The sequence below is a fragment of the Amorphoplanes friuliensis DSM 7358 genome, from assembly GCF_000494755.1.
GTDB classification, from domain to species: Bacteria; Actinomycetota; Actinomycetes; order Mycobacteriales; family Micromonosporaceae; genus Actinoplanes; species Actinoplanes friuliensis.
Genome location: NC_022657.1, coordinates 3,866,073 through 3,890,337, shown reverse-complemented (window position 1 = coordinate 3,890,337; position 24,265 = coordinate 3,866,073). Strand labels below are relative to the sequence as shown.

Below are 24,265 nucleotides of genomic sequence, written 5' to 3'. Positions count from 1 at the left end.
GATTTTGTTAACGTAGGATTTCGGGATTGGCGTGTCAAGGCCCTTGAAAGACTCGTGCTTTACCAGCGAGAGTGGACCCCATCGCAGCGCTTGGAGCACCGAACGAGGGCACCGCAGGTCACGATCCGGTCGCGGCCGGGTCTCACCAAAAGCCCGAAAGTTTCGGAATCCTCGCCGTCCGGCTCGTAAGGAGAACCATCGTGACGACACCTGACTGGCACGACACCTCGTTGCCCGTCGCCGACCGGGTCAGCCTGCTGCTGGCGGAGATGACTCTCGAGGAGAAGGTCGCACAGCTGGGCAGCCGGTGGGTGAACAACGACCTCGAGGACACCGGCGAGAGCGATCCGGACCCCGACACGAACCACAACGTCGCCCCGATGCAGGACGTCTTCGCCGCCTCCAGCTCGATCTCGCTCTCCGACGCCAGCCGGCACGGGCTCGGCCACCTCACCCGCGTCTACGGCGGCGTGCCCGTCACCGCGGAAGAGGGCGCGGCCGAGGTGATCCGCCAGCACCGCATCGTCCTGCAGGACAACCGGCTGGGGATCCCGGCCATGGTGCACGAGGAGTGCCTGACCGGCTTCACCACGTACGGCGCGACCGTCTACCCGGCCGCCATCGCGTGGGGCGCCACCTTCGACCCGGAGCTCATCGAGCGGATGGCCGCGGCGATCGGCCGGGACATGGCCGCCGTGGGTGTGCACCAGGGCCTGTCCCCCGTCGTCGACGTCGTCCGCGACTACCGGTGGGGCCGGGTCGAGGAGACCATGGGCGAGGACCCGTACCTCGTGTCGATGCTGGGTTCGGCGTACGTCCGGGGTCTGCAGAGCTCCGGGGTCATCGCCACCCTCAAGCACTTCGCGGGCTACTCGGCGTCACGCTCGGCCCGCAACCACGGCCCGGTGCCGATGGGCCGTCGTGAGCTCATGGACGTGATCCTGCCGAGCTTCGAGACCGCGGTGACCGTCGCCGGGGTCGGCTCGGTCATGAACTCCTACTCCGATGTGGACGGTGTCCCCGCCGGCGCCGACCCGTGGCTGATGACCGAGGTGCTCCGCGACCAGTGGGGCTTCACCGGCACCGTGGTCTCGGACTACTGGGCGGTGCCCTTCCTCGCCACGATGCACCGCGTCGCCTCGGACACCGCCGACGCCGGCGTGCAGGCCCTCACGGCCGGCATCGACGTCGAGCTGCCGGACACCCTCGGCTACGGCTCCGCCCTGGTCGAGCGGGTGCGCAGCGGCGAGGTGAGCGAGGAGCTCGTCGACCGGGCCGCCCGTCGCCTGCTGACCCAGAAGGTCGAACTGGGCCTGCTCGACCCGGACTGGACCCCCGAGGCCTCGGTGGCCCGGGCGGCCGGGATCGACCTCGACTCCCCCGCCAACCGGGAGCTCGCCCGCGAGCTGGCCGAACGCTCGATCGTGCTGCTCGAGGCCGGCACCGCCCTCCCGGTGCTCGGCGACGACCGCCCGCCGCTGCGCCAGGTGGCTATCGTCGGGCCGTGCGCCGACGACCCGCGTACGTTCATGGGCTGCTACGCGTTCCCGAACCACGTCCTGCCCCGCCACCCCGGTCTCGGGCTCGGCATCGAGGTGCCCACGGTCGTCGAGGCGCTCCGGGAGGAGCTCCCCGACGTGAAGATCGTGCACGAGCAGGGCAGCCAGGTGCAGGGCACCGACCGGACCGGTTTTGCCGCCGCCGTCGCCGCGGCCCGCGACTCGGACCTGTGCGTGGCGGTCGTCGGTGACCTCGCGGGGCTGTTCGGCCACGGCACCTCGGGTGAGGGCTGCGACGCCCAGGACCTGCGGCTGCCGGGCGTCCAGGCGGAGCTGCTCACCGAGCTCCTCGAGACGGGTACGCCGGTCGTCGTCGTGGTGGTCTCCGGCCGCCCGTACGCCCTGGGTGAGGTGCACGGCCGCGCGGCCGGCCTGGTCCAGGCGTTCATGCCGGGCGAGGAGGCGGGCGGTGCCATCGCCGGCATCCTGAGCGGCCGCCTCCAGCCCGGCGGCAAGCTGCCGGTGCAGATCCCGCGCCACGCGGGCAGCCAGCCGGGCACCTACCTGCAGCCGCCGCTCGGTGCGGACCGGACCGACATCAGCAACCTCGATCCGACACCGCTGTTCCCGTTCGGCCACGGCTCGTCGTACACGACGTTCGAGCTCGGCGACTTCGCGATCGACGCCACGGAGGTCCCCACCGACGCCGAGTTCACGGTGTCGGTGAAGGTGCGCAACACCGGGAGCCGGGCCGGTGACGAGGTGGTCCAGCTCTACCTGCACGACACGGTCGCGCAGGTGACCCGTCCGGTGAAGCAGCTGACGGGCTTCGCGCGGGTCCACCTGGAGGCGGGCGCCGACGCGGAGGTCCGCTTCCAGGTGCACGCCGACCGCACGGCTTTCACGGGCCGCGACCTGCAGCGCATCGTCGAGCCCGGCGAGATCGAGGTGCTCGTCGGAACGTCGGCGGGGAACCTCCCGTGCCAGGGCTCGGTCCACCTGACCGGCCCGCTGCGGACGGTCGGCGCGGACCGCCGGCTCATCACCCCGGTCGAGGTGATCCAGAACGCCCGGTGAGAGGGGCAGTAGCGGTGGCGCCGGCCGGGGCCGGCGCCGCCGCTGCCCGTCACGGCACCGGTTGCGGCAGGGGCCGGCCCGGGCCGTAGGTGGTGCCGGCGCGGTCGCGCTCGAGCCAGCCGGTGTCGACGAGCATCCGCCGGGCACCGGCCACGTCGTCGGTGACCTCGGCCAGCCGGCGGTTGATCCGGTCCTCGTCGCACAGCCCGTCGAGGTCGAGGAACCGCGCGAGCAGCTCGCCGAGCAGCGGGGTGCGGTCGCTCAGCGTCGGCGGCATGGCGGTCAGCCGGCCGTGCGAGAAGTTGGACCGGAGCTGCGGGTAGTCGTCGAGCAGGGCGGCGATCGGTTGTGTCCGGTCGACGGCGGCAGCCGCCTCCCGCAACCCTTCGGGCCGGGCCCGGTAGGTGCCGCTGCCCGAGCCCGTGGCCAGTCCGAGGCCCACGAGCCGCGCGAGCGCGTCCCCGGCCACCGGTAGCGAGAGATCCAGCGTTTCGCGCAGCTCCGCCAGGGTGGCACCGTCCTCACCGCGCCGGACCAGCTCGGCCAGGGCGAGCAGGCGCACCGGGCTGGACAGCTGGGCGAGGACATCGGCGGCACGGGCGGCTTCGAGGGACATCCCGCCACCGTAAGGACATCAGGCCCGGGTCCGCACCCCTATTCCGCCGGGGCTTCGACGATCGCACCGGCCTTGTCGATCATGTGGGTGTTCCAGTACAGGTCCCACTCGTCGCCGACGTGCTCCGGGACCTTGCCCTCGGGAAAGCGGACGTACCCCGCCGGAGGTTCCTGGCCGTCCGGAACACAGTCGCGGCCGGTCGAGCCCACCGCGGCGACCGGGTAGTGGTCGCTGCTGCAGATCGCCTCGTTCAGTGAGCAGCCCGCGGTGAGCAGAGCCGCCGCCACGGCCGCCGCCGCGAGCAGTGTCAGGGTCAGGGCCCGGGTGCGGTTCGTCGTTCGCATGACGGCCAGTCTTTCCGAGCCGGCGCGATCTGCCATCCGTACGCGTACTCAGGGAACCGGCCCCGTCACCGTTATCGATCCGTTACCTGGTGGCTGTCGCCCGGCCGGAGGGGATCCGGCGTCCTAGCTACGCGAGCCGCACACGCAGGGCGGCCGGAAGGGGCTTCGACGACGAAGACGGTGTCGCACACCTGACACCTTTCCGTGTGATCACGGAAAAAGGCGCTCGGAAAAAGACACGATCAGGGGACTGCATTCCCTTGATCGTCATTCAAGCACGCCCGGACAAGAAACAATTCCGGGCTGCCGAATGCGGTTGCCCATCGCCTTGACCTGCTCTTTTGCCATTCTCTTCATTCATCAGAAATCATCCGTTCAGCCACTGTTAACCTGCGGCATCGATGACGACGATGGCCCGACACACCATTCGTGATCGCGATCTTTTCGGGGGAAAGGTTGTTCACGCAATTGATCAGGAATTGCCGCACCGAGCAGGAGGAACGGGCATGATCGCGCACAAGCTGTACCGCCTGCTGCCGAAGAGCCGCCGCCTGCAGATGCTCGAGATCCTCCCGCCCGACCGTCGCCTGTGGCTCGTCCGCCGGCTGACCCGGCAGCGGGCCCTGGGGTCGGCGGCGCCCGCGGGTGATCTCGTCCGGGCCCGTGACCGGGGTTCCGCCGTGCAGGCGCGCGTGGCGGTCGCGGGCACACCCGCCGAGGCCTGGCACCGCAACCTCGACGCCGTGGTGGCTGTCCTCGACACCGCCGGGATCGACTACTTCTGCGTCCGCCCCACCGGCTTCCAGCACAGCGCCGTGGCCGTCGGCGTCAAGGACCGCGCCCGGACGATGGCGGCGCTGCGCGGTGCGGAGGGTCTGCGTGAGGCCAGGATCCGCGTCGGCGACCTGACCGACACCGGTTTCCGGCCGGGCAAGACCGCACGCAGCGGCGTCCAGGTCTACTTCCCGGTCACCGATCCCCGCGGGACCACGGTGCTGGGCAGCGGTTCGGCCTGCGAGATCGAGTTCTGGCGCACGGTGCCCGGCGAGGCCGGCGCACCCGCCACGATCACCGGGCCCCGCGGCAACCAGGTCGCCTCGGCCCTGCCCGCCGAGGCCGAGATCCGGCACGTCGGCGCCCTGGCCCTGAACCCGTTCCTGGCGCTCACCGAGACCGAGCCGCGCTACCGGACACGGGCCGAGTTCGCCCCGGACGCGGCCGAACACGTGCGCTTCCCGATCGACGCCGTCTACACCTGGGTGGACGGTGGCGACCCGGACTGGTTGCGGCGCAAGAACGCCGCGCTCGCGGCGCTGGGCCACCAGCAGATCAACACGATCGCCACCAACCAGTCCCGGTTCATCAGCCGCGACGAGCTGCGCTACTCGTTGCGCTCGATGGCGGCGTTCGCACCCTGGATCCGGCGGATCTTCCTGGTCACCGACGACCAGATCCCGCCCTGGCTGGACGACAGCGACCCGCGGCTGACGGTGGTCAGCCACCGTGAGCTGTTCGGCAGCACCGGGGCGCTGCCGACCTTCAACTCCCACGCGATCGAGTCGCGCCTGCACCACATCCCGGGGCTGGCCGAGCACTTCATCTACTTCAACGACGACATGTTCTTCGGCCGCCCGGTGCTCCCGACCGCGTTCTTCCACGCGAACGGCATCGCCAAGTTCTTCCCGTCGACCGCACAGCTCGCGGCCGGACCGGCCACCGTGTACGACGCACCGGTCACCGCCGCCGGCAAGAACAACCGCCGCCACATCGAGGAGCGGTTCGGCCGCAGCATCGCGCAGAAGATGCAGCACGTCCCGTACGCGTTGCAGAAGAGCGTGCTGGAGGAGATCGAGCAGACGCTGACCAAGGAGGTGCTGGAGACGGCGGAGCACCAGTTCCGGCACCCGGGCGACCTGTCGATCCCGTCCTCGCTGCAGCACTACTGGGCGTACCTGACCCAGCGGGCGGTGCCCGGCTCGATCAAGTACACGTACGCCGATCTGGCGCACCCGTCGACACCCGTGCAGCTGGCGTTCCTGCTGGCCAAGCGGCACTGCGACGTCTTCTGCCTGAACGACACGGACTCGGCCGAGGTGGCTCTGGCCGAGCAGGCGGCGATGATGGCGGACTTCCTGCCGCACTACTTCCCGTTCCGCTCGCCGTTCGAGCTGCCCGACGACGTGGCCGCGGAACGGTCCGCGTTCAGCGCCACCGAGCTGGCACTGGCCGCGTCGCAGCCCGGCAAGCGACTCGTCCCGCGGCAGTCCACGCGGGAGTTCGTGCGGGACAACCATGGCTGACGGGCGCGTACGCCTGACGATCGACCTGGTGCCGCGCACGGTCCACGTGCACGCGGGGCTCACACCCGTACAGGTGCGGTCGCGCAATCTGACCGCGGTGACCGGCGCGCTCACCGCGGCCGGGCTGGAGCACTTCGTTGTCCGGGGGATGGAGGACTGCACACCGGTCGTGGCCGTCCGCGAGGATCAGCGGGCCGGCGTGCTCACCGCACTGCAGGAGCTGGGCCGCGAGTCGGCGGCCTACGTCGCCGCGGTGCTGCCCCGGCCGACGGCCCGGGACCTGCTGGGCGAGGCCGGTAACCCGGGATCGTGGCGCAAACCGGGCCGGGCGCGGGTGCTGCGGCTGATCTGGTTCCGCACCGACCCGAGCCACCGCCTGGTCCACGACCGCGACTACGGCTGCGACGTCGAGTTCTGGGAGCCCGGCGACGACGGCCTGCTCGTCGCGCCCCGCCCCAACCGCGTGACCAGCTTCGTCGATGTGGACGCCGAGCCGGTCGAGGCGCCGGCGGAGCAGTTCACCCGTCTCGGAGGTGACCGGCAACCGCTGCCACCGGTCCGCACCCGCGCCGAGATGACCGCGGTGCTGCCCGACGACATCGTCTTTCCCATCGACGTGGTCTACACCTGGGTCGACGGCACCGACCCGGAGTGGCAGCGACGCCGGGCGCAGGTGACCGGCGAGAGTTACCACGAGGAGTCGGCCAGCGAGGCGCGCTTCCTGAGCCGCGACGAGCTGCGCTACTCACTGCGGTCGGTGCACGCGAACGCGCCGTGGGTGCGGAACATCTACCTCGTCACGGACGACCAGACGCCGGAGTGGCTGGACACGAGTCGGCCCAACCTGCACGTGGTCAGCCACAAGGAGATCTTCAGCGACCCGAGTGTGCTGCCGGTCTTCAACTCGCACGCCATCGAGAGCCAGCTGCACCACATCGACGGGCTCGCCGAGCACTTCATCTACTTCAACGACGACATGTTCATCGGCCGGCCGCTGAGCCCTCAGGCGTTTTTCCTCGCCAACGGCCTCTCGCGGTTCTTCCTCTCCCAGGGGCAGGTGCCGTTGCGGCCCGTGGCGCCCGGCGACACCCCGGTCGACGCGGCCTGCAAGAACAACCGGCGGCTGCTCGCCGCGAAGTTCGGCGTCACCATCACGCAGGTCTTCCAGCACGTCCCGTACCCGCTGCGGCGCAGTGTGCTGAGCGAGATCGAGGCGGAGTTCCCGCAGGAGTGGGCGGCCACCATGGGGTCGCGGTTCCGCAGCCAGCAGGACCTCTCACCGGTGTCCAACCTGCACCACTACTACGCATATCACAGCGGGCGGGCGCTGCCGGGCGCCGTGCGTTACGGGTACATCCAGCTGGCCGTGCCCGATCTGGCGGCCCGGCTGAGCCGCGTGCTGGCCCGCCGCGACTGGGACGCGTTCTGCCTCAACGACGCCTACTCCACGGAGGAGGAGCTGGCCTACCAGCACGCCGTCCTGCTCCCGTTCCTGGAGAGCTACTTCCCGGTCCCCTCCCCGTACGAGCGGAGCTGACGTGCGGATCTCGTTCCTGGTCCACAACGTGTACGGCGTCGGCGGCACGATCCGTACCGTGATCAACCTGGCCGAGGAGCTCTCCCGCCGGCATCAGGTGGAGATCGTCTCGATCCTGCGCCGGCTGGACAGCCCGATGCTGGAGATCTCGCCGCGCATCTCGGTGGTGGCTCTGGCCGATCTGCGCCCGGGCTCGGCCGACTCGCAGGATCCCCGTGCCCGAGAGATGTCCGCCCTGGTGCCGGTCGAGGAGGAGTTCTTCCGCTTCTACAGCCGGCTCACCGACGAGCGGATCACCACCTACCTGCGGCGGACGAGTGCTGACGTGGTGGTCGGCACGCGGTCGGCGCTGAACCTCTGTGTCGCCCGGCTGGGCCGCACCGATCAGGTGCGGATCGCCCAGGAGCACATGACGCAGGACTCGATCCCGGAGTCCGTCCGCAACGAGATGCGGCGGCACTATCCGCGCCTGTCCGCGGTCGTGACCGTCACCGAGGCCGACGCCCGGTCGGTGCGTGACCGCCTCCGGGCCGGCGACCTGCCCATTCTCTCCATCCCCAACAGCGTCCCCGAGCCCGACGTCACTCCCGCGGACACCCGGAGCAAGATCGTCGTGGCGGCCGGCCGCCTGGCCACCGTCAAACGGTACGAGCTCCTGGTGCGCGCCTTCGCCAAGGTCGTCACCGAGCGCCCCGACTGGAGTCTGCGCATCTACGGCGCCGGTGGTGAGGCCGCGGCGCTGGCCGGCCTGATCGCCGACATGGAGCTGCACAACCACGTCTTCCTGATGGGCACCTACGCCCCGCTGGAGGCCGAGTGGGTGAAGGGCTCGATCGCGGCGGTGACCTCGAGCAAGGAATCGTTCGGGATGACGATCGTCGAGGCGATGCGCTGCGGTGTGCCGGTGGTCAGCACCGCCTGCCCGGTCGGACCGGCGGAGATCATCGAGGACGGCGTCGACGGGCTGCTGGTGACCCCGGGCGACGTGGACGCGATCACCACCGGCCTGCTACGGCTGATCACCGACGACGGTCTGCGGGAGTCCTTCGGGCGGGCGGCTCTCCGCAACTCCCGGCGGTACGACCCGGCCGTCGTGGCAGGCCGCTACGAGGAGCTCTTCACGCGCCTGCGTAGCGGTGGTGGTGGGCTGAGCCGCCTGAGGCCCCGGGCGCCACGGTCCGTCCCCCGGGGGCTGCTCCGGGTGCTGCCGGGACGCTGGCGGCCGGTCCGCGACCACTACCGGGCCGACTGCCGGATGGAGGGCAGCCGTGTTGTCGTCGAGGTGCCGCACGACCCCGCCGGGCGCGACCTCACCCACCTTGTCCTCCGCGCCCGGGGCACCGGGCCGGAGCGAGCTCAGGTGCGGCTGCCGCTGGCGGGCGCGCAGCCGCACCTGAGCGCCTCGTTCGCCGCCGACGAACCGCTGCTCGCGGAAGGCCGCTGGGACCTCTTCGCCGAGGACGGGCGCGGCAAGCAGCACCGGGTGCGGGCGGGGCGCCTCGACGTGCGCGGGCTGCTGGGCGGGTGTGCGGAGACCACCCCCTTCGTGCGCAACGTCCCGTACCCCACCACGGACGGGTTCCTCGCGGTGGCCGCCTGGCAGCGCGAACGCCATGCCGAGGCCGGCCAGCTCTGGTACGGCTCCGGGACGGTGACGATCACCGGGCGGCTCATCGGCGCCACCTTCGGGGACGCCGTGCCGCACCTGCGCCTGATCCGCCGCGGTGACCGGCCGGCCGAGCTGACGGTGACCGGCTGGAGCACGGGCAGCGCCGTCTTCAGCTTCGACGTCGATCTGCACCGGCTGGCCGCGCACCGGCAACTGCGGCTGGAGGACTGGGACGCCGAGGTCAGCGCCGGTGCGGACGGCCCGCCGGCCCCGCTGGCCCGGCTCCTGGATGACATCGTCGAGCGCAAGAAAACCTACGTCTATCCCCCGGTACGCGTCGACGACGAGGTGCCGGCCGCACTCTACGAGGAGTCGCCGACCCCCGAGGTCTCCGTACGGCCGTACTTCACGGTGCAGAGCGGACTGGCGTTCGCCGTCTCAGACCGGTGACAGCAAACGCAGAGCGCGTGCTGCGGGCGTACCAGGGTCGGCGGTCACGAAGACGACCTGCTGGTCGTCGTCGGGGACCGTGAGCACGTCGCAGTTGACCTTCAGGGGGCCGGCCACCGGGTGCTCGATCGTCTTCGTGCGGTGACCGGGCACCCGCACGGGGTTGGTCTCCCAGACCGCGCGGAACTCCGGGCTGCCGTCCCACAGCTCCGTCAGCAGCCGGGACAGACCCGTGTCGTGCGGGTATCGCGCGGCCGAGCTCCGCAGCCGGGCCACGGCGATCTCGGCGAAATCCGCCGCGCCGGGCCCGTACTCACGGCCGGGTTCGAGGAACCGCCGCCGGGCGAGGTTGGGGCGGCTGCCCAGATCGCCGAGCAGGGCCTCCGCGAGCGGGTTCCAAGCGATCACGTCGTAGGTGGCATCGGTGACAATCGCGGCCGACCCGGGCAGGCGCCGCAGCAGATCGGCGACGTACGGCCGCACCTGCCTCGACGGCGCCCCCGGCGGCGCGGGACTCGCCCCGGCCAGCCGGAACAGGTGGTTGCGTTCCGCGGTGGTGAGCCGCAGGGCCCCGGTCAGCGCCTCAAGGATCCGGCCGGACGGGTGCGGGCCGCGGGCCTGCTCGAGCCGGACGTAGTAGTCGACCGAGATGTGGGCGAGGCCGGCGACCTCCTCGCGGCGCAGCCCGGGTGTCCGGCGCCGCGGGCCGGCCGGCAGCCCGACGTCGGCGGGGCGCAGACCCTCGCGCCGGTCCCGCAGGAATCGGGCGAGTTCCTGACGCGCCATGTCACGCACCCCCTCTGCCAGGTACAGGTCGTACCTGGATGCGGCGTCCCGGCGGCGGCACCGTCGACACCATGAACAATTCCACGGCACTCGTCACCGGTGCCAACACGGGCATCGGTCTGCACATCGCCCGGCAGCTCGCCGCGGCCGGCCACACGGTCCTGGTGGGCTCCCGCGACGCCTCACGCGGCAAGCTCGCGGTCGAGGAGATCGGCGCCGGCGCCCGGCTGCTGATCCTCGACGTGACCGACCCGGCGAGCATCGCCGACGCCGCGAGTCAGGTCGCGGAGCTGGACATGCTGGTCAACAACGCCGGGATCTCCCCCGACTCCGAAACCGCGCCGGAGGCGGACCTGGACAGCTTCCGGCGGACCTACGAGACCAACGTCTTCGGGGTGCTCGCGGTCACCAACGCGTTCCTGCCCGCGCTGCGGCGGTCCGCGCACCCCCGGATCGTCAACGTCTCCAGCGGTACGGGTTCACTGACGTGGAGTGTCGACGGCCACTTCCCGCCGGAGGGCTCGGCTGCCGCGTACCGGTCCTCGAAGACGGCGCTGAACGCGCTCACGGTGTTCTACGGCCAGGCGCTGCCGGACTTCAAGGTCAACGCGCTGGCGCCGGGGCTGCGGCGTACCGGCCTGAACGACCGGGCCGCGGCGGCCGACGGGGATCCCACCGAGGCCGCGGCGGGCGCCGTCCGGCTGGCACTGCTGCCGGACGACGGCCCCACCGGGCAATTCATCTCCTGGGACGGCTCAACCGTCCCCTGGTGATCTAGGCGAACTGCGGGATGACGTCCTGGGCGAAGCGCAGCATCGGCTCGTGGTCGTAGGCGACCCGCGGCACGTAGACGATCACGTAGTCGGCGCCGGCCTCGACCATCTGCTCGATCCGGCCGATGGTGTCCGCCTTCGACTCGGTCAGGTCCAGCTCCAGACCGGTGGACTTGATGATCCGGTTGTAGTCGCGGCCCAGGTTGTCGCAGTGACGGCGCAAGACCTCGAGCTTCTGCTTGATCACGTCGGGCTTGCCACCGCCGACGTTGCAGGCGTCGGCGTACTGCGCGACGAGCTTCAGGGTGACCTTCTCGCCACCACCGCCGAGCCAGAACGACGGGTGCGGCTTGCGGACACCCTTGGGCTCGTTGATCGGCTTGTCGATCGAGTAGTGCTTGCCGGAGAACACCGGCTGCTCCTCGGTCCACATCTTGTGCACGATCTCGACGGCCTCGCGGAACTCACCCATCCGCTGCGGCACCTCGGTCCACTCGTAGCCGTACGCCTTCCACTCGTGCTCGTACCAGCCGGCACCGAGCCCCGCGTAGAGGCGGCCGTGGCTGGCCACGTCGACGGTGGACGCGATCTTGGCGTACAGGGAGGGCTGGCGGTAACCGTTGCAGCCGACCATCTGACCGATGTTGATCCGGGACGTGTCCCGGGCCAGCGTCGACGTGACCGTCCAGCACTCGAAGGTGGTGTTGATCGTCGGCTCGGGGACGGTGTGGAAGTGGTCGTAGACCCACACCGAGTCCCACGGGCCGGCGTCGGCCGCCTTGGCCACGTTGGTCATCGCCTCGTACTGCTCGACCGGGTCGGCGATCTCGACCAGGTCCATCTTCCATCCCTGCGGCACGAACACACCGAAACGCACGCTCATGACAAGCAACGTACCGGATCTTGGTGAGTCCGCTACCCGGCGCTGCGGCCCTCGACGACGGCCACGTTCCCGGTGGCGTGATCCTGGTCCAGGAAGCCGAGGTACGCCTTGGCCACGTCCTCGGCATCGACCGCACCGGCACTCGCGAAGAGCCGCTCGCGGGCGTCCCCGGGCAGGTCGGCCCAGAGCGGCGTCCGCACGACCCCCGGCGCGACGGCGTTGACCCGGATCGGGGCCAGCTCGATCGCGAGCGACCGTGCCGCCGCGATCACCGCCGCGCTGACGGTGGACCCGAGCAGGCGGCCCGCACCACCGTGGTACGCGGCGGCGCCACTCGTGAGCGTCACCGACCCGGAGGCGTTCAGCGTCGGCAGGGCGAGACGCACGGTGGTCAGGGCGGAGAAGAGCCGGACGTCGAAGAAGTCGCGCGCCTGCCGCGCGTCGTAGTCGCCGATCGGGCCCCGGACCAGCGCGTCACCCGCGGTGTAGACGAGGTGGTCGAACGGCCCGGCCGCGGCGAAGAAGGACTCCAGCGAGGCGGGTGAGGTCACGTCGACCGCCCGGCCCTGGACGGTGTCGGGAAGCTCCGCCAGGGCCCTTTTCACGGACTCCTCCGAGCGGGAGCCGATGGTCACCCGGGCGTGAGCCGCGGCCGCCCGGGCCACGGCCAGCCCGATACCGCTGGTGCCACCGACAACAACAACACGGGACGAGGACAGGAGAGTCACAGGAATGCCTTTCGGAGAAGTCACCCCCGACCCTCCTGCCGCCCGGATCGGTCGTCAAAGACCGATCGAGCATCAACTCATTCCTGTACGGCCTCAGCACTGCCGGCGAACCGCACGAGTTCCCGAAGGACCGCGGAATTCCGGCGGGCCTCGACGACCAGGCAGACCCGTGAATGCGGCAGATCGGCAACGGGAACGAATGACAGATCGGGACGGCGGCAATAACCCGCGACAGAATCCGGAACGATGCTCGGGGAACCGCTCCTCCAGGTGGCGGACCACCGGGGTGACGATCAGGCCGGGCGCGAAGCCGATCGTCACCGTCCGGCCCTCGCGGACCCGCCGTTTCAGCGTGTCGGCCGAGCGCAGCAGCTGTCGTGCCTCGTCCCGCAGAATTTCCCCGGCGGGCGCCAATCGGGTGCCGGAGCGCGAACGGTCGAAAAGCACCACTCCGAGCTCGCGTTCCAGCGTGGCGATCGAGCGACTCAGCGCCGGTTGCGCAAGGTGCAGAATCGCGGCGGCCCGCCCGTAATTCAGCTCCTCCGCGAGCGTCAGGAAGTGCCGCAACCGCCGGAGGTCGAGATCAGCCATGCCCCTATTGAAGCAGGCCCGCCGATACGCACATCCACCTGCGATACGGACATGAATGTTCGTTTTGTAAGGCCTCGGAAACTGACGCATGATCTGGCTCATGACCTATTTGCTGCACCTCGATGCCACGTCCTTCGACGCCGAGTCGATCTCGCGGAGCGTCGCCCGTTCCTTCCTGGACACCTGGCCGGGCGAGGTCGTGCACCGCGACCTCGCCGCCGCGCCGGTCCCGCATCTGACCGCGGCCGGCATCTCGGCCCGGCTCACCGATCCCGCCCGGCACAATCCGGACGAGGCGGCCGCCGCGGCCCTCCAGGACGAGCTGATCGACGAGTTCCTCGGCGCATCCGCCTACCTGTTCACCGTGCCGCTCTACAACTACGCGGCGCCGTCGTCGTTCAAGGCCTGGCTGGACCAGATCGTCGTCACGGGGCGGACGCACGCACGACCCGACGGGCCGCCCGCGGCCGGGCGGCGCGCTCTGGTGATCTCCTCGCGGGGTGGTTCCTACGGGCCGGGTGCACCGCACCACGGGCGTGATCATCTGGTGCCGCACCTGCGCGAGATCATGGGCGGCGAGCTCGGCCTCGAGCTGGAGTTCATCACGCCGGAGTTCAGCCTGGCGCCCGTCGTACCGGCCCTGGCGCAGTTCCTCGACTTCCACCGGGCGTCCCTGGGTGATGCCCACGACCAGGCCCGCAAGCTCGGCGGGAGCTTCACGCCCGGCCGGAAGGCCGCTTGAGCCGGTTGTCGCGGATGGCCGCGTGGTTGGCCGTCGCCCAGTCGATGAGCGCGGTGGCGGTGTCGAGCAGGCTCGCGCCCAGGGACGTCAGGGCGTACTCGACGCGGGGCGGCACCTCGGCGTAGGCGGTCCGGGTGACCAGGCCGTCGTCCTTGAGCTGCCGCAGCGTCAGGGTGAGCATCCGCTGGGAGATGCCGGGCACGAGCTGCTGCAGCTGCGAGTACCGGCGCGGGCCGTCCCTGAGGTTGGCGATCACGAGCAGCGTCCACTTGTCGCCGACACGGTCGATGACCTCACGGACGAAGTCGCCGTGCTCGACGGGAAGCTGCCCGCAGGCTTGGGCACGGGTCTGGCCGGCGGTCTCCATGGCGCCCAATACTGACGAGAAGTGCGGTTACGAACAAGTGGTAAGTCTCACCGGTCGAGCAGCTGGGCCAGGTGGACGGCCGGGCGGTCGCGGAGGTCGGCCACCTGGGTACGGCACGAGAACCCGTCGGCCAGCACGACGGCACCGGGCGCGGCGTCGAGCGCCGGCAGCAAGTTCTGTTCCGCGACCGCCACGGACACCTCGTAGTGGCCGATCTCGACACCGAAGTTTCCGGCCAGCCCGCAGCACCCGGCCAGACGCTGCACCTGCGCACCGGTGGAGGCGAGCAGGTCGGCGTCCGCCTTCCAGCCCAGGACGGCGTGGTGGTGGCAGTGCGGCTGGGCGACGACCTCGACGCCGGACAGGTCGGGCGGGGTCCAGCCCGGGGTCTTCGCCAGCAGCTCGGCCAGGGTGTGCACCGAACCGGCCACCACCTTCGCGTCGTCGTCGCCGGGCAGCAGCTCGTGGACGTCGGAGCGCAGCACGGCCGTGCAGGACGGCTCGATGCCGACGATCGGGATACCTGCCCGGGCGTCGGCGGCGAGTGCTGCGACCGTACGGGAGAGGATCTTCTTGGCCGCGTCGAGCTGACCGGTGGTGATCCAGGTCAGGCCGCAGCACACGGACCCGGACGGGAGCTGCGGCTCGTAGCCCGCGGCGCGCAGTACGCGGACGGTGGCCTCCGCGACCTCGGGTGAGAAGGCGTCGGAGAAGGAATCGGCGAAGAGCACGACGGGTTTGCGGGCCGGCTCAGCGGCCGGGGTGAAGGTTCGCCGGAACGGGCGGCGCGCGAAGGCGGGCACCGACCGCCGCTTGTCGACACCGGCGACCCAGAGGGCGATCGGCCCGAGCACCGGCAGCCGGACGGCCAGGTTGGCCAGCCGCGGCGTCCACCCGGCCAGGCGGGCCCAGAACGGCAGCTTGCCCAGGGTGTAGTGCGAGCGGGGCCGCAGCCGGCGCCGGTAGGTCTGGTGCAGCACCTCGGACTTGTAGGTGGCCATGTCGATGCCGGTCGGGCAGTCGGACGCGCAGCCCTTGCAGGACAGGCACAGGTCCATGGCGTCGTGCACGGACGGGTCCGAGAACGCGAGCTCGCCACGGACGACCTCCTGCAGCACGCGGGCCCGGCCCCGGGTCGAGTCCTTCTCCTCGCGGGTGGCCAGGTAGGACGGGCACATGACGCCGCCGGCCGCCGAGTTGTCCGCGCGGCACTTCCCGACGCCCGTGCAGCGGTGCACGGCCTGGCCGAGGTCACCGGCGTCGTGGGGGTACGCCATCGCGAGCTGCTTCAGGGGGAACCGGCCCGCCGGGCGTACGTCGGCATCGACCGGGTCGGGGTCCACCAGCACGCCGGGGTTGAGCAGGTTGCCCGGGTCGAAGGCGTGCTTGATGCCCGCGAAGAGCGCGATCGCCTCCGGGGAGTACATGTGCGGCAGCAGCTCCGAGCGGGCGCGTCCGTCGCCGTGCTCCCCCGACAGCGATCCCCCGAACTCGCCGACGAGGCGGGCGGCGTCGGTCAGGAACTCCCGCATGATCTTCGTCCCGCCCGGCTCGTCCAGGGGGAAGTCGAGGCGGACGTGCATGCAGCCGTCGCCGAAGTGGCCGAACGGGGCGGAGCTCAGGCCGTACGAGGCGACCAGCTCGTCGAAGCGAGCCAGGTACGCACCGAGGCTCTGCGGGGGCACGGCGGCGTCCTCCCAGCCGGGCCACGCGGGCTTGTCGGAGGGGGCGCGACCGGCCAGTCCGGCGCCGTCCTCGCGGATGCGCCAGAGCCGGGCCTGGGTGGCGGGGTCGGTGACGACCAGCCCGTCACCGATGCCGTCGGCGGCGAGCCGCTCGGCCCGCGAGGTCACCTCGCCGAGGTCGTCGCCGGCCAGCTCGACGAAGAGCCAGGCGCCACCGGGCGGCAGCGGCGGGACGGCGTCGGCGCCGCGGCGGGCCCGCAGCACGTCGAGCAGCCGCGAGTCGAGGCCCTCGCAGGAGGTCGGGCCGTGCGCGACCACGGCCGGAGCCGCCTCACCGGCAGCGACGATGTCCCGGAAGCCGAGCACGACCACCACGCGCACCGGCGCGTCCACCACCAGCTTGACCGTTGCCCGGGTGATGACGGCGAGCGTTCCCTCGGAGCCGACGAGCGCCCGGGTGAGGTCGAAACGCTCGGGCAGCAGGTGCTGGACGGCGTACCCGGAGACCTGACGGCCGAACCGGTCGAACTCGGTGCGGGCGGTGGCCAGGTGGGCGCCGAGCACCTCGCGCACACCCGCCAGCTCGGGGTCGCCACCGCGCACGTAGGCCGCGCCGGCTGCGTCGTACCCGGTGGTGACCTGCTCCCCCGCCGCGGTCAGGAACTCCAGGCCGGCCACGTTGTCGGAGGTGCGGCCGTAGGCCAGCGAGCGGGAGCCGCAGGCGTTGTTGCCGATCATCCCGCCGATCGTGCAGCGCGGGTGGGTCGACGGGTCCGGGCCGAAGCGGACGCCGTGCGGCATGGCGGCCTTCTGCAGGACGGCGTGCACGGTGCCGGGCTCGACCACGGCGGTGCGGGCCTCCGGGTCGATCTCCAGCACGCGGTTCAGGTGCCGGGAGAAGTCCAGCACGATGCCGCGCCCGACCGCGTTGCCGGCCACCGACGTGCCGGCGCCACGCGACGTCAGCGGCACACCGGTCTCGCGGGCGACGGCGAGTGCGACGGCCACCTCGTCGACGTGCCGGGGACGGACCACGGCCAGCGGCGGGATCCGGTAGAGCGACGCGTCGGACGCGTACATCCCGAGGGTGCCGGCGTCGGAACGCACCTCGAGACCGGCCCGTTCGAGGGCCGGTACCACTCCACTGGACTGCTCAGCCATGCGTAACATGTTACTCATGCCTGAGCTGGTCCTGCCGCCGGAGGCGCCCTCCCTCGCCGAGGCCGTCGTCCTCGCGGTGCGCAACGGTGTCGCCGCCGGTGAGCTGGTCCCCGGCCGGACGTACTCCGTCTATCAGCTGGCCGACCTGCTGCAGGTGTCGCGCAGCCCGGTCCGGGAAGGTCTGCTCCGGCTGGAGGAGGCGGGACTGATCGAGATCCTGCGCAACCGCGGCTTCCGGGTGCTGCGGCCGAGCGTGCACGACATCGAGGAGATCGTCGGCATCCGGCTCGCTCTCGAACCCCCCGCCGCACGCCGGGCCGCCGAGCACGGCACCGACGAGCAGCACGCCGCCCTGCGATCAGCTCTCGACACGATGGCCGACGCGGCCGACCGCGAGGACGAGGCGGCGTTCTGGCCCGCGGACCGCGCCCTGCACGACCTGCTCCTGCGCACCTCGGGCCGCCCCCGCACCGCCGCCATCGTCGAACGGCTGCGCACCACGACCGCCCTGCTCGGCCCGCCCACGACGGCCAGCGGCCGCACCCTGGCCGAGATCCACGCCGAGCACGAGCCGATCGTCACCGCCGTCCTGGCCCGGGACGGCTCCGGCGCCGAGGCGGCCATGCGCGCCCACCTCGAGGCGACCGCCGGCCTGCTCGTCACCAACCTTCAACCCCTCAGCGACCGGGCCTCCGCATAGGCCGCGAGCAGCTGCTCCAGGTATCGCTCCGGCGAGCGGTCACGGGCCGCCGCCAGCCCCGCCGCTCGTGCCCGGTCCCGCAGTCCGGGGTCGTCCAGCACCCGCACGATCGCCGCGGCGAAGGACTCCGGGCCGGGCCCGCAGGTCAGCCGGCCCAGCTCCGGATCGGCCGACACGACCGGCAGACCCGCGGCCTCCGCCTCCCCGATCACCAGGCTCTGCGTGTCCGTCGTCGACGCGAACGCCAGCACGTCGGCCATCCGGTAGAACGCCGCCACCCGGTCGTGCGGCACCGGCGGCACCAGCAGCACCGCGTCCTCCAGCCCCAGTGTCCCGGCCAGCGCGCGGACCGCGCGACGTCGCTGCCGGGCACCGAGCAGGACCAGCTTCGCGTACGGACGCAGCCGCCGAACCCGCGCGAACGCCTCCAGCAGCAGCACCGGGTTCTTCTCCGCCGTGACCCGCCCGACTGACAGCACCACCTCCGCGTCGTGCGGGATGCCGAGCACCGCCCGCAGATCCTCCCCGCCGTCGGGTGGCAGCACCGCGGGGGTCGGCAGTACGCGTACGGGAGGCAGGGTCCCGAAGGCTCTCAGGCCCGCGGCGGTCTTGGCCGACGGCGCGATGACCAGGCTCGACGCCGCCATCATCGCCTGCCCGAGGACCAGCAGCCGCGTGTGCCGCCGCCGTCCCCGGTGCGCGAGCTCGAGGGTCTCCCGGGCGCTCCAGCCGAGCCCCAGCCGCACCGCGCACCAGGCAGCACCGATCGGGATCTCCGGGAAATGCTCCGCGTACGCCAGCAGGTCGGTGTGCCAGGTCAGAACCAGCGGGATCCGGTGCTTCGCGGCGAGCCGGAAACCGGCCAGGCCCACCGGCCCGGTCGTGTGCACGTGCACCAGATCGGCGGGCGGGCCCGCCCGCGACCACGGCATCGCCATCCGCACACTGCGCCCCGGCACCGGGACCGACCGCAGCTCGACCGGCCGGTCACCCCGGAAGAACGGGCCCGGACGGTAGTCGTCCACGTGGTGACCGGCCTCGCGCAGCAGCGCCACCGCCAGCCCGGCCGAGGCCGAGATCCCGTCCGCCCGGGCCGGTTCGCAGTCGCTGAAATGCGCGATCCTCATGGACCCGTACGCGCGCGGAGCGCCGCCTCGATCCTGTCGCGGGCGGCGTCCCGGAGCGCGGCGACATCGGCGTGGTCCGCCGGCAGCAATGCAGGCAGCACTTCGACCCGGGCGTCGACGTGGTCACGCAGGATCAGGCCGTGTTTCGGCAGCGCCCGGCCCGTGCCGTGCACCGCGATCGGGAAGACCGGCACGTCGTGGCGGACCGCCAGATCAAAAGCTCCGTCCTTGAACGCCTTCAGCAGCCCGTCGTCGGTGCGCGTCCCCTCGGGGAAGAACAGCACCGGCGACCCGGCCGACAGCAGCTCCGAGCAGCGATCCAGCATGCGCCGGACAGACGCGCCACTGCCCCGCACCAACGGCACGTACCCGTTGAGCCGCATGTTCCAGCCGATCACCGGCACCCGGAAGATCTCCGCCTTCGAGACCCACTTGAACGGCCGGAACAGGTCGAACAGCACCAGGATGTCGATCAGCGAGGCGTGGTTGGCGACCAGCACCGCCGCACCCCGCCAGGGCAGCAGCTCGCGGCCCGAGGTGCGCAGCCGCCACAACGGGTTGAGCCGGACGTAGAACACCGCCCACGCCGACGAGTACAGGTGCAGGGCGACCTTGCGCCGGTCGAACGGCAGGCACACCGCCCACACCACCAGCGCCCCGAGGAAAAAGACGGGACAGGTCACGACGATGACCGTCCAGAAGAGAACGGAGAGGGCGCGCAGCATCCCGAGAATTTAGCGTGCCCGCGACAGCAGCAGGCCGACGCCGCCGATCCAGCACAACCCGGCGCCCAGGGCCACCCGTTCGAGGAGCCCGCTCGGCGTGCCGGTGACCGTCCCCGTGATGTCCAGGGTGACCAGCACACTCGCCGCGACAAACGCGAGCACCATGACCGCGGCGACGGCCACCCCGGCGGGCGCCGCGAGCGGGAAACGGGGGCTGAGGCAGCGGCCGAGGAGGACCGCTGCGGCCGTACCGGAGACGAAGAGCAGCAGCGCCCCGGCCTGGTGGAGGTAACCGGTGACCGTGTGCACGGCCGGAACACCGGGTGGATAGTCCAGCCCGGGATCGATCGGTACGGCCGCGACGACCAGCATGGCCGTACCGGCAACGAGCACCGACCGGGCCGCCCACCGGCCGGCGCGGGACAACCGGAGATGGTGGCGCAGGGCGAGGCCGAAGGCGAGCAGCCAGACCGCGCAGAGCGCGAGGTTGGCGACACCGAGCGGCCCGCCCGGGCCGAGGGACAGCTGACTGACCCAGTTCCTGGACGAGTCGTAGCCGGCCCGGGTGGCGCCGTCGAGCCCGGCGACGACGATCATCTGAACTGCGGCGACCGCCCCGGCTGCAAGCCACCGGCGAGGCGGATCCACGGTCACATCGTGCGGCCCGTCAGCTGGGCGACCGTGGTGGCAAACATGCTGCCGGCCGGGCAGTGCGCGGCGACCGGCCGCACGTCCGCGCCGCTGCCGAGACCCCGCAGGGTCGGCAGCATGGCCACCCGCAGGCCGAGGCGCAACGCGGCGACGGTCAGCGACCCCAGACCGTTGAGCAGCCCCAGGCCGGTCAGCGGGCCCAGCGCGACCCGGGCCGGCTCCCGCAGGCCGAACGCCCACCAGCCGTCACCGGTCGTCGGCCCGAGGACCGCGTCGAAATCCCGGAGCAGGTCGGTCGCACAGACCAGAAGATCGGGGCCGAGCTGCGGGATCTCGGTCGCGATGAGCAGCACCGGGCCGGGCCAGCGACGGTCGCCCGCGAAGACCTCGGCGAGCGAACCGGTGGCGGCCGCCCAGCCCGGCATCGCCTGCACGGCCCGGATGGTGTCGGCCGCGGCGGCGAGAGACAGCATCGTGGCCTGCTCGGCCGAGAAATCGGTGCAGAGCCGCCCGGCCGGCCCGGCCAGATCGGTCACGAACTCCACACTGACCTGTCCGGCGCCCGGCCCCCGGCGGCTCCGGCACGGCCGGACCCGGCCCGCATCGGGGCGGCGGCCCCCGGCGTGACTGTCCCGGGTACGCCGCCGGGCGGGCCCGCCGGTGTGCGGCGCGCGAGGTGGAGTCATGGCACATCCATTCGCCAGATCGGACGGTCCCCCCGCCCACCCCTCAGTGGCCGCACGATGACAAATGGTTGCCACCCGACGAAAACTTTTCCGTCCGTCACGCGACGCCGGTGACTGTGCCGTCCGGGCCGGTGACGTAGCGACCCTTGCTCAGGTCCAGGATCGTCAGGTCGTTGCCGAACGGGTCGGCGACCACCGCTACACGCCCCACGGGGATGTCGAAGGGCTCCACGCGGACCGATCCACCCGCCGCGACGACGCCGGCCACCGCCCGCCCCACGTCGTCGACGAGAAAGTCCACCTCGAGGCCGTCGCGTTCGGTCGTCAGGACCAGCTCGGTCCCGGCGCCGGGCAGACGCAGCCCGGCCGCCGTCCCGGTACGCCAGATCAGCTCGTGCCCCAGCTCGTCGCGGTAGAACGCCAGGCCGCGTTCCAGATCGGGCACCGGCACCTGCACGCAGTCGACGGCTTGCAGTACACCTGTCATCGTTCCTCCCGGTTTTATTGACAGACGCCGATCGCTCAGCGACGCTGGGCACGCACCCCTGCCGGGTCACGTGGCGGGCGGAAGCCCTGGGCAGCTTCCGCCGGATCCCCCCTGACCTGCGCCCTTTTCCTCGAGGGCCTTCAATTTCGGAGTGCTGAGCCCCCATGTCCTCTTCTCTACGAATCCGCATCCTTGTCAGCGGTCTGGTCGGAGTCGTCGTCGCCACGCTGGCGGCGGTCGTCATCCCGGCCGGTCCCGCCTCCGCCCACGGCAACGTCACCGGCCCGGCGTCCCGCAACTACGGCTGTTACGAACGGTGGGGCAGCAAGTTCCAGGACCCGGCCATGGCGACCGAGGACCCGATGTGCTGGCAAGCCTGGCAGGCCAACCCCAGCGCCATGTGGAACTGGAACGGCCTGTTCCGCGAGGGTGTCGCCGGCAACCACCAGGCCGCCATCCCCGACGGCCAGCTGTGCAGCGCCGGCCGCACCGAAAGCGGCCGCTACAACGCCATGGACACCGTCGGCGACTGGAAAGCCGCATCCGTCGGCAACAACTTCAACGTCCGCCTCTTCGACGGCGCGCTGCACGGCGCCGACTACATCCGGGTCTACGTGACCAAGCCCGGCTTCAACCCGGTGACCACGGCACTGAAGTGGTCCGACCTGAACCTCGTCAGCCAGATCGGCAACACGCCCGCCGCACAGTGGCAGACGGCCAACGGCGGCGTGCAGATCGACGTGCCGGTGGCGCTGTCCGGGCGTACCGGCCGGGCAATGGTCTACACCATCTGGCAGGCCAGCCACCTGGACCAGTCGTACTACTTCTGCAGCGACGTGAACTTCAGCGGCGGCTCGACCACTCCGCCGGTCACCACACCGCCGGCCACGACGCCGCCGGTCACGACCCCTCCGGTCACCACACCGCCGGTCACCACACCGCCGGTCACCACCCCGCCGGTCACGACCCCTCCGCCGGCCACGGGCGCCTGCTCGGCCACCTACGCAGTGGGCTCCACCTGGTCGGGCGGCTTCCAGGGAGACGTGACGGTCAAGGCCGGCACGTCGGCGATCAAGGGCTGGACCGTGAAGCTGACCTACCCGGGCAGCCAGACGGTCCAGCAGGGCTGGAACGCCACCGTCAGCGCCAGCGGCACGACGGTGACAGCAGCCAATGCGAGTTACAACGGCGCATTGAGCGCCGGCGCCACGACAAATTTCGGATTCATCGGATCCGGCACCAGCAGCACCCCGGCGGTCACCTGCACCGCGACCGTCTGAGCAATTACGGTTCCCTCTTCCACCGGCCCGCCGGGACAGTTACAGTCATCTATGGGAGCGCTCCCATAGAACTGTCCCGACGAGCTGGAGGTGACCGGACAAGACCATTCGCGTGACCCGGCTCCCGGCACGGATGATCCGTCCGAACAGAATTGGACGGGGGACGAGGCGCCCTCCTCGTCCCCCGTTTCCCCTTGCGGTGCCCGCATCCCCGGTCCCCCAGGTGACGCGGGCACACGCCGAAGGCCTACGGCAGCGCCGCGGGCCTTTGGTCAACCGCAGGCCTCGGTGCAGGCCCCGATCTTGGCGGCACTCGCCTGGCAACCGATTCTCAGCGCAGGCCGCGATCTCGCGGCACTCGCCTGACAACCGCAGGTCTCGGTGCACGCCGCGATCTCGCAGCACTCGCCTGGCCACCGCAGGTCTCGGTGCAGGCCGCCCAAGCCGCGATCTCGCGGCACTCGTCCGGCAACCGCACGTCTCGACGCAGGCCGCGAACTCGCAGCGCTCGTCCGGGGTCGGAGTTCCCGGCGCCCGCCCTGCAACGCAGGCCGGACCGTTGACGCCCCGCCGGGCTCAGCTGATCGCGGCGCCCACGTCATTGCTGGTGGCTCAACCACACTGCCCGCCGCCGCGGAAGTCGCCACTGACCCATCGCCGGATTGATCACCGCGGCGATAGCAAAACGCAGTGATCGAGCGCCGGGCGACCGACCTTGAGAGGGCCGGAAGAAAGAAATAACGCACAGTTTTCTTTCAAGCGCACAGCGAAGGCCCACTCATGCTCTCGCAGCGTTCTTAACAGTTTTGGCAACTGATTGAGCCGCGGTAATCACCCTCCGCCTGGAGCCCTCTGCAGCTGCTCGATTCCCGCCCTCTGCGCCCCTCCGAGGTCCTGCATCTCCACGACCTATGCAGTTCGCAACTCGCGACGACCGCCCCGCTTTCTCCCAAAGCTCGTTCCGGGCCGGTGAGTCAGCAGTCTGGCGTGGTCGCCGCCAGCGCAGCCGCGCAGCTTGAGGTCTGACCACCGTGGTGAACGCCGCAACGTGCAAGGACCACAGCCCTTGGGAACTGCCCAATCGCGGGCACCGCAGAACTTCCACAACGGACCAGCAAGATCCGTCGAGGAGACTCCCTCTCCCGGCGTCCCGGATCACCAGCAGGGCCGCCGGGACGCGGGCGCGGTTGCGATGGCAGGCACAGGGCTGCTCCCCGCCGTTCCCGACCGCGGTGCCGTGGTGCACGCCGCGGCGGGCAACTGCGAGACCCATCAGTCCACCTGACCGCGAGACCGCTCAGGACCGCCCAGCTGCAGCCGGCCCGACCGCTGCTCGCCGTCGTGGTCAACGGTCCGTCCATCCCCTGGGGGACGGCGAGGTCGAAGGCTGCAGCAGCCTCGATCGGCCCGCGACCTCCCGCCGCCCCGGACGGCATGTTGAGGTCGCCGAGCCGGATCCGC

Annotated in this window: 22 protein-coding genes; 9 read left to right on the top strand and 13 right to left on the bottom strand. The window is 71.4% G+C overall.

Annotated features, from left to right (window positions below; all coding sequences use genetic code 11):
- Positions 1-200: 200 nt before the first annotated feature.
- Entirely contained in the window at positions 201-2,576 is a 2,376-nt protein-coding gene (locus tag AFR_RS18125; RefSeq protein ID WP_023362220.1) for a beta-glucosidase, read from the top strand.
- 49 nt (positions 2,577-2,625) lie between these two features.
- On the opposite strand, the gene AFR_RS18120 is transcribed toward AFR_RS18125, so the two are convergent.
- On the bottom strand, positions 2,626-3,192 hold the full coding sequence (locus tag AFR_RS18120) for a DUF2087 domain-containing protein (protein ID WP_023362218.1): 567 nt from the start codon (positions 3,190-3,192) through the stop codon (positions 2,626-2,628).
- A 38-nt stretch (positions 3,193-3,230) separates the two neighbouring features.
- Entirely contained in the window at positions 3,231-3,536 is a 306-nt protein-coding gene (locus AFR_RS18115; protein ID WP_023362216.1) for an SCO0607 family lipoprotein, read from the bottom strand.
- Between the two features lie 506 nt (positions 3,537-4,042).
- Here AFR_RS18115 and AFR_RS18110 point away from each other — a divergent pair.
- The 3 genes from AFR_RS18110 to AFR_RS18100 are packed head-to-tail and all read left to right on the top strand — an operon-like array spanning position 4,043 to position 9,432.
- Entirely contained in the window at positions 4,043-5,836 is a 1,794-nt protein-coding gene (locus AFR_RS18110) for a stealth family protein (protein ID WP_023362215.1), read from the top strand.
- Positions 5,829-7,373 (top strand): stealth family protein, encoded by a 1,545-nt coding sequence (locus tag AFR_RS18105; RefSeq protein ID WP_023362213.1) that lies wholly within the window; start codon positions 5,829-5,831, stop codon positions 7,371-7,373. The genes AFR_RS18110 and AFR_RS18105 overlap by 8 nt, the downstream gene beginning before the upstream one ends.
- 1 nt (position 7,374) lies before the next feature.
- Positions 7,375-9,432 (top strand): glycosyltransferase family 4 protein, encoded by a 2,058-nt coding sequence (locus AFR_RS18100; RefSeq protein ID WP_023362211.1) that lies wholly within the window; start codon positions 7,375-7,377, stop codon positions 9,430-9,432.
- Here AFR_RS18100 and AFR_RS18095 read toward each other — a convergent pair.
- Complete coding sequence (locus AFR_RS18095; RefSeq protein WP_023362209.1) at positions 9,421-10,218, bottom strand: helix-turn-helix transcriptional regulator; 798 nt, start codon at positions 10,216-10,218, stop codon at positions 9,421-9,423. The two genes, AFR_RS18100 and AFR_RS18095, sit on opposite strands and share 12 nt — an antisense overlap.
- Before the next feature lie 71 nt (positions 10,219-10,289).
- On the opposite strand from AFR_RS18095, the gene AFR_RS18090 reads away from it, so the two are divergent.
- Positions 10,290-10,991: an SDR family oxidoreductase gene (locus AFR_RS18090; protein ID WP_041842362.1), complete on the top strand. Its 702-nt coding sequence runs from the start codon at positions 10,290-10,292 to the stop codon at positions 10,989-10,991.
- A gap of 1 nt (position 10,992) precedes the next feature.
- Here the strand turns inward: AFR_RS18090 and AFR_RS18085 are convergent, their stop codons facing one another.
- From AFR_RS18085 to AFR_RS45155, 3 genes are all read right to left on the bottom strand, one after another.
- Positions 10,993-11,874, bottom strand: a complete 882-nt coding sequence (locus AFR_RS18085) for an LLM class F420-dependent oxidoreductase (protein ID WP_023362205.1) — start codon at positions 11,872-11,874, stop codon at positions 10,993-10,995.
- A gap of 32 nt (positions 11,875-11,906) precedes the next feature.
- The gene (locus tag AFR_RS18080) at positions 11,907-12,602 is read right to left on the bottom strand and encodes an SDR family oxidoreductase (protein WP_023362203.1); all 696 of its coding nucleotides are present in this window, start codon (positions 12,600-12,602) and stop codon (positions 11,907-11,909) included.
- A 93-nt stretch (positions 12,603-12,695) separates the two neighbouring features.
- The gene (locus tag AFR_RS45155) at positions 12,696-13,193 is read right to left on the bottom strand and encodes a LysR family transcriptional regulator (RefSeq protein ID WP_084298072.1); all 498 of its coding nucleotides are present in this window, start codon (positions 13,191-13,193) and stop codon (positions 12,696-12,698) included.
- Positions 13,194-13,293: 100 nt separating this feature from the next.
- On the opposite strand from AFR_RS45155, the gene AFR_RS18075 reads away from it, so the two are divergent.
- Positions 13,294-13,935, top strand: coding sequence for an FMN-dependent NADH-azoreductase (locus AFR_RS18075; RefSeq protein ID WP_041842361.1), 642 nt, complete (start codon positions 13,294-13,296; stop codon positions 13,933-13,935).
- On the opposite strand, the gene AFR_RS18070 is transcribed toward AFR_RS18075, so the two are convergent.
- Positions 13,910-14,302 carry a winged helix-turn-helix transcriptional regulator gene (locus tag AFR_RS18070; protein WP_023362197.1) on the bottom strand — a complete coding sequence of 131 codons (393 nt, stop codon included), beginning with the start codon at positions 14,300-14,302 and terminating at the stop codon, positions 13,910-13,912. The genes AFR_RS18075 and AFR_RS18070 overlap by 26 nt on opposite strands.
- Positions 14,303-14,349: 47 nt before the next feature.
- Positions 14,350-17,148 carry an FAD-binding and (Fe-S)-binding domain-containing protein gene (locus AFR_RS18065; protein WP_238547298.1) on the bottom strand — a complete coding sequence of 933 codons (2,799 nt, stop codon included), beginning with the start codon at positions 17,146-17,148 and terminating at the stop codon, positions 14,350-14,352.
- Positions 17,149-17,164: 16 nt separating this feature from the next.
- On the opposite strand from AFR_RS18065, the gene AFR_RS18060 reads away from it, so the two are divergent.
- The gene (locus tag AFR_RS18060; RefSeq protein ID WP_023362193.1) at positions 17,165-17,848 is read left to right on the top strand and encodes a GntR family transcriptional regulator; all 684 of its coding nucleotides are present in this window, start codon (positions 17,165-17,167) and stop codon (positions 17,846-17,848) included.
- On the opposite strand, the gene AFR_RS18055 is transcribed toward AFR_RS18060, so the two are convergent.
- From AFR_RS18055 to AFR_RS18035, 5 genes are all read right to left on the bottom strand, one after another.
- Positions 17,818-18,975, bottom strand: a complete 1,158-nt coding sequence (locus AFR_RS18055) for a glycosyltransferase (protein WP_023362191.1) — start codon at positions 18,973-18,975, stop codon at positions 17,818-17,820. The genes AFR_RS18060 and AFR_RS18055 overlap by 31 nt on opposite strands.
- Positions 18,972-19,700 (bottom strand): lysophospholipid acyltransferase family protein, encoded by a 729-nt coding sequence (locus AFR_RS18050; RefSeq protein WP_023362189.1) that lies wholly within the window; start codon positions 19,698-19,700, stop codon positions 18,972-18,974. Before AFR_RS18050 ends, AFR_RS18055 begins: the two co-directional genes overlap by 4 nt.
- Positions 19,701-19,709: 9 nt before the next feature.
- Positions 19,710-20,348: a DUF998 domain-containing protein gene (locus AFR_RS18045; protein WP_148307995.1), complete on the bottom strand. Its 639-nt coding sequence runs from the start codon at positions 20,346-20,348 to the stop codon at positions 19,710-19,712.
- 2 nt (positions 20,349-20,350) lie between these two features.
- Positions 20,351-21,037, bottom strand: a complete 687-nt coding sequence (locus tag AFR_RS18040; RefSeq protein WP_148307994.1) for a DUF2064 domain-containing protein — start codon at positions 21,035-21,037, stop codon at positions 20,351-20,353.
- 97 nt (positions 21,038-21,134) lie between these two features.
- Positions 21,135-21,524 (bottom strand): VOC family protein, encoded by a 390-nt coding sequence (locus tag AFR_RS18035; RefSeq protein ID WP_023362183.1) that lies wholly within the window; start codon positions 21,522-21,524, stop codon positions 21,135-21,137.
- 164 nt (positions 21,525-21,688) lie between these two features.
- On the opposite strand from AFR_RS18035, the gene AFR_RS18030 reads away from it, so the two are divergent.
- Complete coding sequence (locus AFR_RS18030; protein WP_023362181.1) at positions 21,689-22,804, top strand: lytic polysaccharide monooxygenase auxiliary activity family 9 protein; 1,116 nt, start codon at positions 21,689-21,691, stop codon at positions 22,802-22,804.
- Between the two features lie 1,066 nt (positions 22,805-23,870).
- Complete coding sequence (locus AFR_RS46120) at positions 23,871-24,089, top strand: hypothetical protein (RefSeq protein ID WP_148307993.1); 219 nt, start codon at positions 23,871-23,873, stop codon at positions 24,087-24,089.
- Positions 24,090-24,265 lie beyond the last annotated feature (176 nt).

Bases quoted from the DNA above. Each gene is read 5' to 3' on its own strand.
- AFR_RS18120 (WP_023362218.1), bottom strand. From the start codon at position 3,192: ATGTCCCTCGAAGCCGCCCGTGCCGCCGATGTCCTCGCCCAGCTGTCC.
- AFR_RS18030 (WP_023362181.1), top strand. From the start codon at position 21,689: ATGTCCTCTTCTCTACGAATCCGCATCCTTGTCAGCGGTCTGGTCGGA.
- AFR_RS18075 (WP_041842361.1), top strand. From the start codon at position 13,294: ATGACCTATTTGCTGCACCTCGATGCCACGTCCTTCGACGCCGAGTCG.
- AFR_RS18050 (WP_023362189.1), bottom strand. From the start codon at position 19,700: ATGCTGCGCGCCCTCTCCGTTCTCTTCTGGACGGTCATCGTCGTGACC.
- AFR_RS18115 (WP_023362216.1), bottom strand. From the start codon at position 3,536: ATGCGAACGACGAACCGCACCCGGGCCCTGACCCTGACACTGCTCGCG.
- AFR_RS18040 (WP_148307994.1), bottom strand. From the start codon at position 21,037: ATGACTCCACCTCGCGCGCCGCACACCGGCGGGCCCGCCCGGCGGCGT.
- AFR_RS45155 (WP_084298072.1), bottom strand. From the start codon at position 13,193: ATGGCTGATCTCGACCTCCGGCGGTTGCGGCACTTCCTGACGCTCGCG.
- AFR_RS18035 (WP_023362183.1), bottom strand. From the start codon at position 21,524: ATGACAGGTGTACTGCAAGCCGTCGACTGCGTGCAGGTGCCGGTGCCC.
- AFR_RS18110 (WP_023362215.1), top strand. From the start codon at position 4,043: ATGATCGCGCACAAGCTGTACCGCCTGCTGCCGAAGAGCCGCCGCCTG.
- AFR_RS18065 (WP_238547298.1), bottom strand. From the start codon at position 17,148: ATGGCTGAGCAGTCCAGTGGAGTGGTACCGGCCCTCGAACGGGCCGGT.
- AFR_RS18070 (WP_023362197.1), bottom strand. From the start codon at position 14,302: ATGGAGACCGCCGGCCAGACCCGTGCCCAAGCCTGCGGGCAGCTTCCC.
- AFR_RS18055 (WP_023362191.1), bottom strand. From the start codon at position 18,975: ATGAGGATCGCGCATTTCAGCGACTGCGAACCGGCCCGGGCGGACGGG.
- AFR_RS18090 (WP_041842362.1), top strand. From the start codon at position 10,290: ATGAACAATTCCACGGCACTCGTCACCGGTGCCAACACGGGCATCGGT.
- AFR_RS18095 (WP_023362209.1), bottom strand. From the start codon at position 10,218: ATGGCGCGTCAGGAACTCGCCCGATTCCTGCGGGACCGGCGCGAGGGT.
- AFR_RS18085 (WP_023362205.1), bottom strand. From the start codon at position 11,874: ATGAGCGTGCGTTTCGGTGTGTTCGTGCCGCAGGGATGGAAGATGGAC.
- AFR_RS18060 (WP_023362193.1), top strand. From the start codon at position 17,165: ATGCCTGAGCTGGTCCTGCCGCCGGAGGCGCCCTCCCTCGCCGAGGCC.
- AFR_RS18105 (WP_023362213.1), top strand. From the start codon at position 5,829: ATGGCTGACGGGCGCGTACGCCTGACGATCGACCTGGTGCCGCGCACG.